The organism is Pseudoalteromonas sp. DL2-H2.2 (assembly GCF_021532535.1).
In the GTDB taxonomy this organism is placed as follows: domain Bacteria; phylum Pseudomonadota; class Gammaproteobacteria; order Enterobacterales; family Alteromonadaceae; genus Pseudoalteromonas; species Pseudoalteromonas rubra_A.
In genome coordinates, this window is the sequence record NZ_JAKGBD010000010.1 from 137,797 (window position 1) to 152,618 (window position 14,822).

A 14,822-nucleotide genomic window follows, 5' to 3' on the forward strand; every position below is an offset into this window, starting at 1 on the left:
GAGGTTTATGTCAGGGCGCGATATACTACACGGCCGCTGAAAAAATGACAATCGGACGGGTCAGATAATGCCTGTTTTTCAGCGTTATGGCTGTCGCCAATATAAAATGTAAACCTTATTAAATCGTCATGTATCCGGTTTGATCCCGGGATGTAAAGTGAGTTCGGAGCTGTTTTGTACAAGATCAATGAAGTGTTTGAAACCATCCAGGGTGAAGCCAGCCACACTGGCGTGCCTTCCATTTTTGTGCGCTTGCAGGGGTGTCCTGTTGGTTGCGCCTGGTGTGATACCAAGCAGACCTGGGAGGTAGACCCCGTTTATCTTGTGAGCCTTGAACAAACAGTCGAAAAGAAAGCGGATTCAGACTACTGGGCCAATGCCACGCCTGAGCAACTGTTAGCTTTGTTTGAAGAGCGCGGTTACACCGCAAAGCATGTTGTGATCACCGGCGGTGAGCCTTGTATGTACGACCTCAACCCCTTGTGTGACGCATTGCATGCCAGGGGCTACCATACTCAGGTTGAAACCAGTGGCACCTTCGAGATCCTGGTTCCGAAAGAAACCTGGGTCACGGTCTCTCCAAAAATTAATATGCGCGGAGGCTATAAAGTGCTGACCAGTGCCATGCAAAGGGCGGATGAAATCAAGCATCCGGTTGCGATGGAAAAGCATGTGGAAGAGTTGGAGGCTTTGTTTGAACAAACCGGCGTGCAACCTAAATTAGTCTACTTGCAACCTATCAGCCAGAAGGCCAAAGCCACGAAGCTGGCAATCGATACCTGTAAACAGAAAAACTGGCGCTTATCGGTGCAAGTACATAAATACATAGGGATCAGCTAACCGGTGCTGCTTTAGCCAGCGGTTTCACCTTTAGCCAAATCTCCAGCGCAATCACGTGGTTTGCAGGGTCTGCCTCGTTGTTGCGCTCAGCGGGTTGGTTGTAGTGCTCGATTAGCGGCGCATCGTCCGGCTCAAAGCCACTGGTTGGTAACCAGGCGGCATACAGTGCCAGCTGAAACGGCAGCAAACTTCCCAGCAGACCGTGATAGCGAAAAACGGCGTACTGACCCGCCGCTAAAGTGCTGAGCCTGAAAGGGCTCAAAACGGCTGATTTTAATCCGTCCGGTATCACCAGCGCACCGTCATACCTAGCTTTGTCCAGCGGGGTAAATAGCGGATTATCGTGGCCGAATCCAAGTTTAGTCGTCGTTTGCGGGTCCAGATCATGTGTCTGAGCCCATTGCTGGAGTTGCTCCCAGCACTGCCAGATCCCGTCGAGGTGATAACCCCGAGGTGCTCTGAGTGTACACAGCGTCATCGAGTCTATGTTTATGATCCGCTCCGGAGTTGGGTTAAGCGCAGGTGGGTGTGCTGACACCCGTTCAGCTTGCAGCTGCATGAGTAATTCTACGTTTATCTTTTGTGGTGTCAGGCTATTTGCCAGTTGTTTTCTTAGTCGCTCTGTTTTTCTTACACTGACTGGTGTAATGCCATAGTGCTCTTTAAAAGAGCGCGCAAAGTTGGCGCTGCCTGAGTAGCCGCAATCCAGCGCAATGTCCGTGACACTTTTATCTGGATGAAAAAACAGCAAAGAGGCGGCGCGCTCAAGCCGTACCCGGTTACTGTACTGCGTCAGTGATTCTCCCATCAGAGCAGAAAAGATGCGCTGAAAGTGATATTTGGAAAAATGACTGAGCACAGCCGCCTGTTCCAGCGTAACGGATTGGTCTGGATGGTTGTGAATGTAAGCGACCACCGGCTTTAATCGTTCGAAATACAAGTCGCGATGCTTGTTGTGCTGATCAATATGCTGCATTAGAAACTTCCAATCGATTTAAGCGTGTCTTTTTGTAGTGAAACCAACACAGAATGCAGGTGGCCAGTGCGGCGATGACGTCGGCACCAACAATCGCCATAAAAACTCCATTAAGATCAAACCACAATGGCAAAATCAGCAGCAAAGGCGTAAACACAAATAAGACTCTGAGTGCACTATAAAAGCTGGCCCGGCGTGTATCGCCAACGGACTGATAAAAACCACTGGCGAGCAGCATAAAAGCAATGAGTGGTAAGCCCCACAGTGCCGAGTGTATCATGAACTTGCCATTCGCAATAAGCTCAGGCTGCTCGGTAAACCAGGTCATAATGCTAAAGGCAAACACAACTAAAACAAGGATCAGAAGTGTCGCGTAGAGCACCATCGACAGCAGTGCTATTTTAATCGATTTGCGTACACGGGCCATATTCTGTGCGGCAAAGTTGTATGCGCACAAAGTCTGAAAGGTGACCAGCATAGCCACCAGAGGCAGGGTGGCGAAGGCCAGTACCCGACTTAACATGCCGTAGGCTATCAGCCAGTTTTCATCGGCTATCTTGAGCAGTTGAATATTCATAAGCGCGGCTTGCCAGCCAAGGCATAGTTGGGTGATCAGTATGGGCGCGCCGGTAGCCAAAATGGCTAGCCACTTGCCTGGCTGAAATGAAAAGTGAATTTGGCTATGTTTGTTTGAGCTCCTAAGCATGAAAATGGCCATGACCAATGCGGCGGCCTGTGAAGCGACTGTGGCAATAGCTGCGCCCGACACGCCCCATTCGAATACGGCAATAAACACGTAATCCAGTAAGATGTTGAGCCCTGAAGCCGTTAACATTAACAGCATTAGCTTTTGTGGCTGTCCTTCGGCACGGAAAATATCTCCAAGTACAGGCAGCAGTATGGCGACAAAGCTAAAAAGTATGATGGGACGCAGGTAAGCATAGGCATCGGCTTTGAATACCGCCTGTACGCTCAGCCAGTCTAATATTTCCAGAGGATAGAGCCAGCCTAAAAGCAGCAGTATTGTGCTGAGGACGGCGGCGATCTGTAATGTATGGCCTATTATCATTCCCGCTTTTGCACGCTGTTGAGCGCCCAGCTTGCGTGTTACGAGCGTGGCCATACCGGCACTGAGCATGGCAGCCAGAGCGGCAATGGCCATTTGTACTGGGAACACCATGGCAACGGCCCCCAGAGCTTGCTCACCAACAAAGTGGCTGATAAACAGGCCATCGATAAGGTTATAAAGACCAATGACAAGCATGCCAATACAAATTGGAATAAAATGTTTAACAAACAAGCTTATTACAGGCTCGGTTGCGAGGTGCTCTGCGCCGTGAGCGAACTCGTCGTGGTTGACAGGCATGGCTATTTTCCTGAACTAAATAAAAGTCAGGCTAGTCTATTGGCCTTCTTCCAGGAAAAATATTCAAATCTTGCGCAGTGAGCACCTTTGCTCAATAACATTCAGAGCTGCCCATTTCGATAATGCGATTGGTTTCGCCGCTGTTCTTGAATAAGTAAAGGCTTTTATTGATGTCGTTGAGCACGCCCCGCCAGTTAGGCTTGGCCTTACTGAGCGCAAAATAGAGGTTATTGTACTTCAAAGCAGGCTCAACGTTTTCCAGCCCTCTTAACAAAGTCACCTTTTCTGATTTACTCAGATCTGAATAACTGACGGTAAAGCGCAGCACTTTAGGGTCGCCAATGATCAGGTCAACGCGCTTGCCTACCAGCAATTTAACCAGTTGCAGGTCGTCGACGGCTTCGACTATCACAAATTCGTTGTTGTCCATCATGGCGTCAAATTCCGGGGTATTCTGATAGCCACGCACTACGCCTATGGTTGCCCCTTTGATTGCATTAAGGTTGCCTTCAAAGTTATCCGCTTCTCCGCGACGTTTCAGCAGGGTGATTTCCCCTCCAGGGTAGGCGTTAGACAGTGCCAGCAACTCGCGACGTGTTTTGCCCTGATAGTTATCCGAGGGTGAGGCATCTTCGATAAAGTACTCGGGGAAAAGAATGTCTGCCCGGCCTGATTCAACAGCCTTAACGGCCCTTGCCCAGGGCAGGAATTCAACATAAACAGGATAATCCTGATCGGCCAGGATTGAGATGGTAAACTGAAACACCCAGCCTTTATTACATAACTGGTCGCCGATATAAGGTGGCCAGTCCAGCGTCACCAGATGCAACAGTGGTTTGTCGCCGCTCTTATTGTAGAGATAACCGTTACGATATTGCTCACCCTGAACCATGATGTACTTGCCTTGCTTGAAATAACCGACATTCAGGCTGGCAAAAGTGCTCAGAGAAGCGCTGCACAGTAACAGCAACAATACGACCCTGGTGAGTGTTTTCATAACGTGTTTCCCGGTGCCCACAATTAAGATAAAAGCGTTTAAAAATAAAGCGATGAGTTTGCTTTGTGGCTACATCGTTTATTCACTAAGTCTAGACATTATCACGCTAAAAGGAAGGGAAGAAGACAATAAGGCCAGCATTTTGCTGGCCTTATTCTAGACAATTAGTCTAACAGGTACGGTGTGCTTAAATTACTGCACTAATTCCTGTTCCGAAAATTCATCGGCAAACAGTGGGCTCGACAGGTAGCGCTCTGTCGCACTTGGCAGGATAACCACGATGTTTTTATCCGCATTTTCCGGCTTCTCAGCAAGGCGTTTTGCTGCAACGACTGCTGCACCAGATGAAATACCCACTAAGATACCTTCATCTTTCATTAGCTGATGTGCCATGGCAATCGCATCTTCGTTAGATACTTGCTCTGTACCATCCAGTAGTTCCAGGTCCAGGTTACCAGGAATGAAGCCTGCGCCAATGCCCTGAATTTTGTGTGGACCAGGTTTAAGCTCTTCACCGGCCAGCGCCTGAGAGATTACGGCTGAATCAACAGGCTCTACCGCGATAGACTTAACGTCCAGGCCTTTTTCTTTTTTCAGGTAACGCGTTACACCAGAAATCGTACCACCAGTGCCCACGCCTGCAACGAAGTAGTCAATCGCACCTTCCATTGCCTCGAAAATCTCAGGACCTGTGGTCTCTTCATGGATTTTCGGGTTAGCCGGGTTTTCGAACTGTTGTAACAGCACATATTTTTCTGGGTCACCAGAGAGGATTTCATTGGCTTTTTCAATGGCGCCTTTCATGCCTTTGGCACCTTCGGTCAGTACCAGGTTAGCACCCAGGGCTTTAAGCAGCTTACGGCGCTCAAGGCTCATTGTGTTTGGCATGGTCAGTGTCAGTTTGTAACCGCGAGATGCAGCAACAAATGCCAGTGCAATACCTGTGTTACCTGAGGTAGGCTCAATAAGTTCTTTGCCTTCGCTTAGCAAGCCGGCTTTTTCAGCTTCCCAAATCATAGAAGCGCCGATGCGGCATTTTACGCTGAAGCTCGGGTTACGAGATTCAATCTTGGCAAAAACATTGCCACCGGTTACGCGGTTAAGTTTAACAATCGGGGTGTTGCCAATAGACAGGCTGTTATCTGCAAAAACGTTCGACATAATTTTCCCTTGAATGAGCTAAGGATATTTAATACTAGTCACACTTTACTGGGGTTGTAGCAAAACGAAAGGAAAGAATGGCTATAAGATATATTAAAAAGGCTTATGCCTTGATGGAATAAAAAAATAGATATGTATAATAAAAGAGCAGTTTACAGCCAAGCAGGTTACGTATCTCTGATTGGCTGTGTGCAGCGTGCTTTAGAGCAACCAGGCGTAGCTAAACTTGGCAAAGAACGTCTTGTTATCTTTGCTGATTTTGCTCAGGTCGTCATCCTGGTAGCCATTGTCTGAGTAACCCGCAAAAAATACGGTTTGCGGATTCAGTTTATAAGCGTAGAGCAGCTGCGTGCTCAGGCGTTTGTACTGACTGTCTACATCGTCAATATAGTTGGCCTGATTACGGCGGATATCTGTTTTGATGAAGGCCAGTCTCAGATAGCTGTTGATATTAAACTGATAAGTAAAACGTATGTCGCTGAGGTTGGCGGTAAACACCTCCATGCCATCAGCGGTGAGTTTCTGATAGGTGTGACGCAGGCGCACCTCAAAATGCTGGCCAAGGTAAAAGTCCAGTAAAGGGCGGATATAACGTTCATCTGCCATACGGTTATTGGCTAAATCGACGCGGTTGCCTGTACGTAACGTCAACCCGCTGAACACGCCCGGTGCAGGCTTACTTTCCAGATAGATCCACTGAGTGTTTTCGCTAAACAGATCGGTATTGCCGTCAATGGCCAGGCTGGTTTCGTCATGACGTAAACCGGTACGCTTACGATGATCGACGCCAAAGTCAATGGTACTTTGCAGCGGACCACTGATGGCTATGTTACTCTGTATTTCTTTTTCCAGCAGTTCGCCATTTTCATTGTGGCTGATATCCCAGTCGGTATACCAGCGGGTGCGGTTCCACCAGGTCTGTTCATCACCATACCAGCGGTATTCAAAGCCGGTGATGAACTTATTAAAATCGACCTGAGACAAAAAGCCCATGTCGGCGCGCAGTGCTGCGTCATAGTTGCGATAGCTGGCAAAGGCTTTCCAGTGCTTCTGGTTATGACGATAGTCGAGCATATAACCCAGACCCAGGTTGTCATCCTCAAGTTGAGTACGCAACACACTTTCGTCTATTTCACAGTTTTCCAGCGTTTCGTCGTCGCACAGCTCTTTCACCATGGCCGGGTCATAGTCGGTTTTTGAAGTCAGGATCTGTGCTTTAAAGGTATCGTTGGCGGTGGGCTCGTACTTACCATCTAAGCTGAGTAACTGATTCTTGTAGTCTTCACTTTGCCGGGTTGTGGTGAGTGCGCCCACAGACAGCGTCTCGTTGGCATCATATCGATAGCGCAGTGCGGCATTTTCACTTTTTTGCTCTAATGAAACTACGCTGGACCCCAAATTGCCCGGCACCATAACATTGGTAAACTCATCGTTAGTCACAAAAGCGGCATAGGTGTGGCCCTGTTTGCTGCCCGTTAATTTGGCACCATAGTCGGGGGCGGCAATGTTTCGGGTATGCAACAGATTAATGTGGGAGGAAAAATAGTCCGCATTGTCGAGAAAAAATGCGCGTTTTTCCGGGAAGAATAAGCTAAAGCTGTTGTTTACACTAAGCTGACCATTGTCGGCTTCCACTTGAGAAAAATCCGGGTTTAGCGTGGCGTTTAAGGTGGTATCCGGTGTAATGGCCCATTTAACGTCCAGCCCTGGCTCATAGTTAGTATCGTCTTCCCAGTCCGGGATAGTGCTGCCGTCTATGTCTCTGGTTTGCTGGTGACTAACCACCATCGCCGGGATCACAGCGAGGTTGCTGTTTTGTTTGGCGCCAGAAAACCCGGTGAATGCTGGCATCTGACATACCCAGCACTGATTTTCATGGGCAATTTGCATGCTGGAGATCCGCAGTCGCTCACTGCGCGGATAAAAACGCAAAAATTCCATGGCCATGGTTTTGCTGTCCTGGCTATCGTCAAAGTTGAGTACACGCAGTGGGATCTCTACTTCAACCACATAGCCTGTGTCATTAATCTGGCCTGCGGAGTCCCAGATACCGTTCCAGGAGCTGTCTTCGCTGCCACTGAGTACGTTTTCTATGGAATCCTGCTGGACGCCAAGGGGGTTGATAAAAAACTGATAAGCACTGCGGCCGTTGTTGAAAGAATCAATTTTGATGCCGACAAGGTCGTCGTTCCAGCTGCGGTCCCGGTCGCGGAAAAACGCCCTGATCTGAGTGGGGTCGGGGTCCTTGGCATCGAAAGCCAGAAACAACGACTGACCATTTTCAAATACTCGTACACTGGTTGTCACCGGGCTTTGCGTATTTTCGTATGGCCAGGTGACGTTGTCTATGGCAATGAGCTTTGCCTGTTGCCATACGGTTTCATCCATTTTCCCGTCGATGTTCACGCTGGCATTGATATAAGGAATGGCAGGCTTGGCTGCAAGGCTGGGAGCACTAAACCACAGGCAGGGGGCAATGATTGAGAGTGAGCTTAAAACTTTATTTAACATTATTATCGGAATTGATAGCATAACTTTGATGGCGCATTAAATACCAGAGACACAGTGTGAACAATTGTTTAGCGTTTAACAGCAAAGTGGCCGGGTTGAGTGGTATTTTATTTATATTTTGTGAACAGTTGGTCAAGTCATATCGCAGAACTATGTACCTGCATTGTCATTCCATGGTAAAAAGGCGCATCTGTTTTCAATCAGGCGTGTTGTATGTCTCTTATTTTAAAACTTGTCGCCGGTATTTTCGCCGGTGTACTGGCGGGCTTTTATTTGCCTATGCTGATGGTCGAACTGCTTTATACCGTTAAGGTCATCATCGGGCAGTTGATCTCTTTTACTATTCCATTGATTATCTTGTTTTATATCGCATCCGGTATTGCGGGGCTGCCCAAGGCGTCTGGCCATTTGTTAGGTAAGACTGTTGGCTTCGCTTACGGCTCTACGGTCATTGCCGGTACTTTGGCCGTCCTGTTAGTGAGTCTGGCTGTGCCCATGTTTGAAGGCAGTGTTGCTTACCAGGCTGCAGAGGCCACTAAAGTAGAAAGCCTTATTAAGCTGCAAGTGCCGCCGCTGATGGGGGTTATGACGGCGCTGGCAACGGCATTTGTCTTCGGTATAGGGATCAGTCAGCTTCACCTGACTCAGCTTAAGCAAGTGGTTGATCAGGGGCGTGATGTGATTGATGCGCTACTGGCTAAAGTGATTATTCCTGCGCTGCCATTCTACATTGCCGGTGTATTTGCAGAAATGGCTGTTGCGGGTACCGTGGCAGATACGCTGAGCACGTTTGGCGTGGTGCTACTGGCGGCAGTGGCGATGCACTGGCTGTGGTTGGCATTTTTGTATATCAGCTCAGGCATCTTACTAAAGCGCAATCCACTTGAACTGATTAAAAATATGCTGCCGGCTTATTTTACCGCCATTGGTACTATGTCCAGCGCAGCGACCATTCCGGTTTCCCTGCGTGCCAGTAAATCGAATAATGTGAAAGAAGAAGTGGCCAACTTCACAGTGCCTTTGTGCGCCACTATTCATTTGTCAGGTTCAACAATCACCATAGTGACCTGTACTATGGCCGTGATGCTGCTATCACCTGAGATGACATTACCGTCTCTGAGCCAGATGTTACCTTTCATTTTTATGCTGGGCATCGTTATGATTGCGGCACCGGGTGCGCCGGGTGGGGCAGTGATGTCGGCACTGGGTCTGCTGAGCACTATGCTTGGGTTTGACGAAAGTGCCGTTGCTTTGATGATTGCCCTGTATCTGGCACAAGACAGCTTTGGTACAGCTTGTAATGTAACCGGCGATGGTGTTATTGCCCTGTGGGTAGACCGTTTCTCAGATCAGGACCTGAAGTTGCATGGCAATTCATAGCCAGGCTCTAATACTAAAGGCTGTTTTTACCTAAAGTAGAAACTCGAATTGATTATGCTTTGCAATTTTCTGTGTTACTCTTGCAAAGCATAATACATTCACAATGCGCAGATAATGCACGCATTATCAGACGATTATATAAACGACATATGGCAGTTATTGCCGTTACCAAGGCTAGTGTGAGGGTTACCCGTTGATTAACGTACTTTTAGTTGATGATCATGAACTTGTCAGAACCGGTATTAAGCGTATTCTGGATGATGTACGCGGGTTTAAAGTGGTCGGAGAGGCTAAAACGGGTGAAGAGGCGGTCAGTTATTGTCGTCAGAGTGAACCCGATATCGTATTAATGGATATGAATATGCCAGGTATTGGCGGTCTGGAAGCAACCAAGAAAATTTGTCGCTACTGTCCGGATGTAAAAGTGATTGTGCTGACAGTGCATTGCGAAGATCCGTTTCCCAGCAAGGTCATGCAGATTGGTGCACATGGTTATTTAACCAAAAGTGCCGGTCCGGATGAGATGATCAATGCGATCCGTGCTGTGAATGCTGGTCAACGTTACATTGCCCCTGAAATTGCGCAGCAAATTGCGCTGGCGCAGTTTAGTGGCAAAGTGGATGAAAACCCGTTCCAGTCGTTGTCAGATCGCGAACTTCAGATCATGCTGATGATCACCAAAGGTGAAAAAGCGCAGGACATAGCAGACAGGCTCAACCTGAGCTCAAAAACGGTCAACAGCTACCGTTATCGCATGTTTGAGAAGCTTAACGTCAGCGGTGATGTCGAGTTAACACACCTGGCTATCCGCCATAAAATGATTGATATCGACAGCTCTCACTAGGTGAGCGTGTTGTTCTGAATAGAGATAATTCTCAGCCATGGCAGTGTTTGATAGTCAGGCGTTTCTCAAAACGCTGACCACGGAGCCTGGTGTCTATCGTATGTATGACGAAGACCACCAGGTGATTTATGTCGGTAAAGCCAAAAACCTCAAAAAGCGCGTCAGTAGCTACTTTCGCAGCAATATACCAGATGCTAAAACCCGGGTTCTGGTGAGTAATATTCGTCATATCGAAGTCACTTTGACGAATACCGAAACCGAGGCCTTGCTGCTCGAAAACAACCTGATCAAAAAGTACCAACCCAGGTACAATATTCTGCTGCGCGATGACAAGTCGTATCCTTATATTTTACTGACCGATCATCGCCATCCCCGACTTGCGTTTCATCGCGGTTCCAGAAAGAAAAAGGGCGAGTACTTTGGCCCTTTCCCCAGCAGTGCTGCGGTGTCGGAAAGCTTGCGACTGATGCAGAAAATTTTCCCCGTCAGACAGTGCGAAGACGCCTATTATCGGGCGCGCAGTCGACCTTGCTTGCAATATCAACTGAAGCGCTGCTCAGCGCCTTGTGTGGCGAAAGTCAGTGACGAAGACTACGCCGAGCAGGTTGATATGGTCCGCCAGTTTTTGAGCGGTAAATCTCATCAGGTGATTGCGACTTTGGTCGGGAAAATGGAGCAGGCGAGCATGGCGCTGAATTTTGAAGCAGCCGCCAAGTTTCGGGATCAAATCGCGTTGCTGCGTCAGATGCAGGAGCAACAGTCTGTTGCTGGTAATTTCGCTGAAATGGATGTAATTGGCTTTGCGCAGCTTAACGGCCTGTGTGCCATTCATATGTTGATGATCCGCGAGCATAAGGTACTGGGATCAAAAACCTTCTTTCCAAAAATTCCCAAAGATTCAGGTCGCGATGAGATCCTCACCAGCTTTGTCGGCCAGTACTATGTGTCGACCGGCAGTCATGGCCGGATAGCCAAAGATATTGTATTGCCGTTCGACATTGCTGAGCTGGACGACCTGGCCGCAGCGCTGACACAGGTTGCTGAGCGTAAAGTCCAGCTCAGGGTGAATGTGCGCTCCGAGCGGGCGCAGTATCTGGAGCTTGCCAACAAGAATGCCATGAACAGCATTATGGTGAAGCAAAATGCGCAGGACTCTATCGACAAACGGTATGCCAAATTAAAAGCGGCGCTGGGCGTGTCGGATATCAACCGCATGGAGTGTTTTGATATCAGTCATACCATGGGAGAAAACACCGTGGCATCCTGTGTGGTGTTTGACGGTCAGGGGCCTAACAATCGTGAATATCGCCGTTATAATGTTACGGGTATTACGCCGGGAGACGACTACGCGGCCATGGCATTTGCGCTGAACAAGCGCTACGGCAAAGTCACGGATCCCGATAAAGTACCCGATATTATTTTTATCGATGGTGGTAAAGGCCAGCTGTCCAGAGCAGAGTCGTTTTTCGAATCCTGGACACTGGAGAAGTTGCCAATGCTGATCGGTGTGGCAAAAGGCACCAGCCGTAAGCCAGGTTTAGAAACCCTGCTGATCGATGGCGGACGCAAAACCATTAATCTGGAAAGCGACTCGCCGGCACTGCATTTGATCCAGCATATTCGTGATGAGTCTCACCGTTTTGCGATAGCGGGACACAGAAGTAAGCGTCAAAAACAACGCACGCAATCCGTTCTGGAAGAAATTGAAGGCGTAGGCCTGAAGCGACGCCAGGCACTGCTTAAATACCTTGGAGGAATGCAGGGCGTAAAAGCCGCCAATATACAACAACTAAAACAAGTGCCCGGGATCAGCCCTCAGCTGGCTGAAAAGATATTTAACCATTTGCATGACAAAGCTTAAGCGTTCATGCGAACATAGTAAAAAAAGAGTCTCTCTTAGTAGTTATGTGGAACATTCCAAACACGCTCACAACATTTAGGTTGTTACTTATTCCTGTATTTGCAGTGATCTTCTATTTGCCTTATTCATGGGCATTTTTTGCTGCCGCTTTTATTTTCTGGCTGGCATCGGTAACCGATATTCTTGATGGCTATCTGGCTCGCAAGCTGGAACAGTCAACGCCCTTTGGCGCTTTTTTAGATCCCGTAGCCGACAAAGTGATGGTGAGTGTGGCGCTGGTGGTGCTGGCAACGCATTATCAAAACATGTTTATGACCATTGCTACCATTGTCATTATTAGTCGTGAAATCGTTATCTCAGCCCTCAGAGAGTGGATGGCAGAGCAGGGCAAGCGTGGTCATGTGGCGGTGTCCTGGATGGGCAAGTTTAAGACCGCTGCACAAATGCTGGCCATTATTGGTTTGATTTGGCAGTTTGCGCCCTGGATGGTGATGCTAAGTTATGCATTGTTAGCCATTGCCACTTTGCTGACTGTGGTGTCTATGGTGCAGTATTTCTATGCTGCTCGTACCGAATTGGTTAAATCTTAGTATTCTTTGGCTGAATACAAAGCGTTTTAGATAAAAAATAAGCAAACGATTAAAAAGCTTCATTTTTTATGTTGACGCCTCCCGGAACTTCTGTAGAATGCGTCCGTGTTGAGAGGCAATAGCCTAACAAAAAGAGAAGTTCAAAACGCTTCAATATGTTGAAAGTTTTGAATTTAACTAGGGTTTAAAGCTGAAATTTTAAATTTCTAGTAACGCGAGTATAACTCAGCTGGATGAGCGAATAGACGCAACCTTGCTTCTTACATACCCAACTAAGTTAAAAAGCTTCTGGAGTGCGAGTATAGCTCAGCTGGTAGAGCGCAACCTTGCCAAGGTTGAGGTCACGAGTTCGAACCTCGTTACTCGCTCCAATTTCTCTTTTCTGACTTAGTCAGAGTAGTGTGGCGGAATGGCAGAGTGGCCATGCAGCGGATTGCAAATCCGTCTACCTCGGTTCGACTCCGGGTTCCGCCTCCATTTTCTCAACAAACTCCACATGCGAAAGCAGCCCGATGCCCGGGTGGTGGAATTGGTAGACACAAGGGATTTAAAATCCCTCGCTGGTAACAGCGTGCCGGTTCAAGTCCGGCCCCGGGCACCATTGTTTAAAGTTGATTGGCTCAATTGTATGAGTTGAATTATGCAAAATTGCAGACTTCATACATGCAATAAGCTAAAAAGCTTATGGAACGCGAGTATAGCTCAGCTGGTAGAGCGCAACCTTGCCAAGGTTGAGGTCACGAGTTCGAACCTCGTTACTCGCTCCAATTTAAACAAACTGTGCTTTAGCAAACCCGATGCCCGGGTGGTGGAATTGGTAGACACAAGGGATTTAAAATCCCTCGCTGGTAACAGCGTGCCGGTTCAAGTCCGGCCCCGGGCACCATTTTTACTTATAGCTTAATCGCTTGATATGACAGTAAGATTAAGTTAAAGTAGCGAAAATAAAATGTGTTTTTATTTTCTATAAAACACAATATGGAACGCGAGTATAGCTCAGCTGGTAGAGCGCAACCTTGCCAAGGTTGAGGTCACGAGTTCGAACCTCGTTACTCGCTCCAATCTCTGATACACTAAGTATCAACACAATGCGGCGGAATGGCAGAGTGGCCATGCAGCGGATTGCAAATCCGTCTACCTCGGTTCGACTCCGGGTTCCGCCTCCATTTCCTTCCTGATTTACCTCATTGTTTAAATTCTTTTTCCAGTTGTTTCCAATAACCACACGTAAATCACCGGTATATCGTTTTTATATTGAATTCTCAGGTCCACTAACTCACCGCTGACACTTTCATTAATGGTAAACTCGCTGCTGGTGAGCAGGTACTGCCCTTGATGGTGTTTTATTTCTACCTGAGCATCTATGGTGATCCCTTTGTTTTTGGCAATCTCTGTCAGGGCATCCTGAATAGCAAGCTTGATTGCGGTACTGAGCAGGTTATCTGAGGTCATAGTGCCATCTTCACCAAACGCGCCTAACACCAGGTGTTCACTGCGTTTTATATTGGCCATGGCGCTTGTTGTCGGGGTACTCACAGCCTTAAGCACATCAGGCTTATACAGACCGATGAGTGTTGAACCATACTGACAGCTTTGATGTAGTGCCAGGCGCATGGGCATACCCTGTGCCGTTACTTCACCATTGCGGTTAAAGCTTACCTCGTGCTGCACGGTGCCGTCACGATTGATTGCGCGCTCTTGCAGATATTCCGTCGCGTTCACCCGGGCCTGCAGCAAAAAGCTCGCCACTGCTTTGGCATTGCGCTCACTGATTGAGAGCTGTTGATGGGGCGAAGCGGTGTAGTAACTCACCCCCAGCACCTGGTTGCGCTGTTCGTTTTCACATAGCCAGGCAGGCTGACAGAGCGAAAAGTCACACAGGCTTACACGACAGCTGGCACTTTCATCAGGTGGCGAGAAGCTGACATAGCTGTATTGGGTATCCTGGGTATTAAAGGGCGTTGAGTAGTAGATAGTATGACCGGAAGATAACACTTGAGTGGGCTCATCTGGTGTCACACCTTGCAGATCGCTGCGCTGTAACTCAATAGCATGATAGGCCGCCAGTTTTTTCAGTGCCCGGGTTCGGCTTGCCAGCTCAGAACCATTGGGAATCGCACTGAATGGCGCTGCCGTGCCAATAAAGCCCAGCTGCCCGGCTTGTTTGGGCGACTGAACCCAGCATGGTAAATGCGTGGGCTGACGCTCTCGTGGTTGCTGTGAAAGGGTTTTACAGCCAGTGAGCATGACGGTGCCCACCAGCAGAGCGAAAAATACAGATGAGCGCACAGTCGAT

General features: G+C 48.2%; 11 protein-coding genes and 7 tRNA genes. 12 read left to right on the forward strand and 6 right to left on the reverse strand.

The window, feature by feature from the left end; all coding sequences use genetic code 11:
• The first annotated feature begins 174 nt into the window (after positions 1 to 174).
• Positions 175 to 840: a 7-carboxy-7-deazaguanine synthase QueE gene (queE, locus tag L1285_RS16930; RefSeq protein WP_209051528.1), complete on the forward strand. Its 666-nt coding sequence runs from the start codon at positions 175 to 177 to the stop codon at positions 838 to 840.
• Here queE and L1285_RS16935 read toward each other — a convergent pair.
• From L1285_RS16935 to L1285_RS16955, 5 genes are all read right to left on the reverse strand, one after another.
• Positions 833 to 1,816 carry an AraC family transcriptional regulator gene (locus tag L1285_RS16935; RefSeq protein ID WP_235413333.1) on the reverse strand — a complete coding sequence of 328 codons (984 nt, stop codon included), beginning with the start codon at positions 1,814 to 1,816 and terminating at the stop codon, positions 833 to 835. The genes queE and L1285_RS16935 overlap by 8 nt on opposite strands.
• On the reverse strand, positions 1,803 to 3,182 hold the full coding sequence (locus tag L1285_RS16940) for an MATE family efflux transporter (RefSeq protein WP_235413334.1): 1,380 nt from the start codon (positions 3,180 to 3,182) through the stop codon (positions 1,803 to 1,805). The genes L1285_RS16935 and L1285_RS16940 overlap by 14 nt, the downstream gene beginning before the upstream one ends.
• 91 nt (positions 3,183 to 3,273) lie before the next feature.
• Entirely contained in the window at positions 3,274 to 4,179 is a 906-nt protein-coding gene (locus L1285_RS16945; protein WP_205623876.1) for a substrate-binding periplasmic protein, read from the reverse strand.
• 192 nt (positions 4,180 to 4,371) lie between these two features.
• A complete protein-coding gene (gene cysK / locus L1285_RS16950; RefSeq protein WP_235413335.1) occupies positions 4,372 to 5,340 on the reverse strand; it encodes a cysteine synthase A in 969 nt (322 codons plus the stop codon).
• Positions 5,341 to 5,541: 201 nt separating this feature from the next.
• Entirely contained in the window at positions 5,542 to 7,851 is a 2,310-nt protein-coding gene (locus L1285_RS16955) for a carbohydrate binding family 9 domain-containing protein (RefSeq protein WP_235413336.1), read from the reverse strand.
• A 213-nt stretch (positions 7,852 to 8,064) separates the two neighbouring features.
• Here L1285_RS16955 and L1285_RS16960 point away from each other — a divergent pair, with 213 nt between their 5' ends.
• The 11 genes from L1285_RS16960 (at position 8,065) to L1285_RS17010 (ending at position 13,692) form a co-directional block, all read left to right on the forward strand.
• Complete coding sequence (locus L1285_RS16960) at positions 8,065 to 9,231, forward strand: dicarboxylate/amino acid:cation symporter (protein WP_235413337.1); 1,167 nt, start codon at positions 8,065 to 8,067, stop codon at positions 9,229 to 9,231.
• Positions 9,232 to 9,424: 193 nt separating this feature from the next.
• Positions 9,425 to 10,075 carry a UvrY/SirA/GacA family response regulator transcription factor gene (gene uvrY / locus L1285_RS16965; protein WP_010385932.1) on the forward strand — a complete coding sequence of 217 codons (651 nt, stop codon included), beginning with the start codon at positions 9,425 to 9,427 and terminating at the stop codon, positions 10,073 to 10,075.
• Between the two features lie 37 nt (positions 10,076 to 10,112).
• Positions 10,113 to 11,936, forward strand: coding sequence for an excinuclease ABC subunit UvrC (gene uvrC, locus L1285_RS16970; RefSeq protein ID WP_125719216.1), 1,824 nt, complete (start codon positions 10,113 to 10,115; stop codon positions 11,934 to 11,936).
• 44 nt (positions 11,937 to 11,980) lie between these two features.
• Entirely contained in the window at positions 11,981 to 12,526 is a 546-nt protein-coding gene (gene pgsA / locus L1285_RS16975; protein WP_046005759.1) for a CDP-diacylglycerol--glycerol-3-phosphate 3-phosphatidyltransferase, read from the forward strand.
• Positions 12,527 to 12,821: 295 nt separating this feature from the next.
• Positions 12,822 to 12,897, forward strand: a tRNA-Gly gene (locus tag L1285_RS16980).
• Positions 12,898 to 12,929: 32 nt separating this feature from the next.
• Positions 12,930 to 13,003: transfer RNA gene (locus tag L1285_RS16985), tRNA-Cys, on the forward strand.
• A 37-nt stretch (positions 13,004 to 13,040) separates the two neighbouring features.
• A tRNA-Leu gene (locus tag L1285_RS16990) sits at positions 13,041 to 13,127 on the forward strand.
• Positions 13,128 to 13,217: 90 nt separating this feature from the next.
• Positions 13,218 to 13,293, forward strand: a tRNA-Gly gene (locus L1285_RS16995).
• Positions 13,294 to 13,325: 32 nt separating this feature from the next.
• Positions 13,326 to 13,412: transfer RNA gene (locus L1285_RS17000), tRNA-Leu, on the forward strand.
• 99 nt (positions 13,413 to 13,511) lie between these two features.
• Positions 13,512 to 13,587, forward strand: a tRNA-Gly gene (locus L1285_RS17005).
• Between the two features lie 31 nt (positions 13,588 to 13,618).
• A tRNA-Cys gene (locus L1285_RS17010) sits at positions 13,619 to 13,692 on the forward strand.
• Between the two features lie 25 nt (positions 13,693 to 13,717).
• Here the strand turns inward: L1285_RS17010 and L1285_RS17015 are convergent.
• Positions 13,718 to 14,815 carry a hypothetical protein gene (locus L1285_RS17015; protein ID WP_235413338.1) on the reverse strand — a complete coding sequence of 366 codons (1,098 nt, stop codon included), beginning with the start codon at positions 14,813 to 14,815 and terminating at the stop codon, positions 13,718 to 13,720.
• Between the last annotated feature and the right edge of the window lie 7 nt (positions 14,816 to 14,822).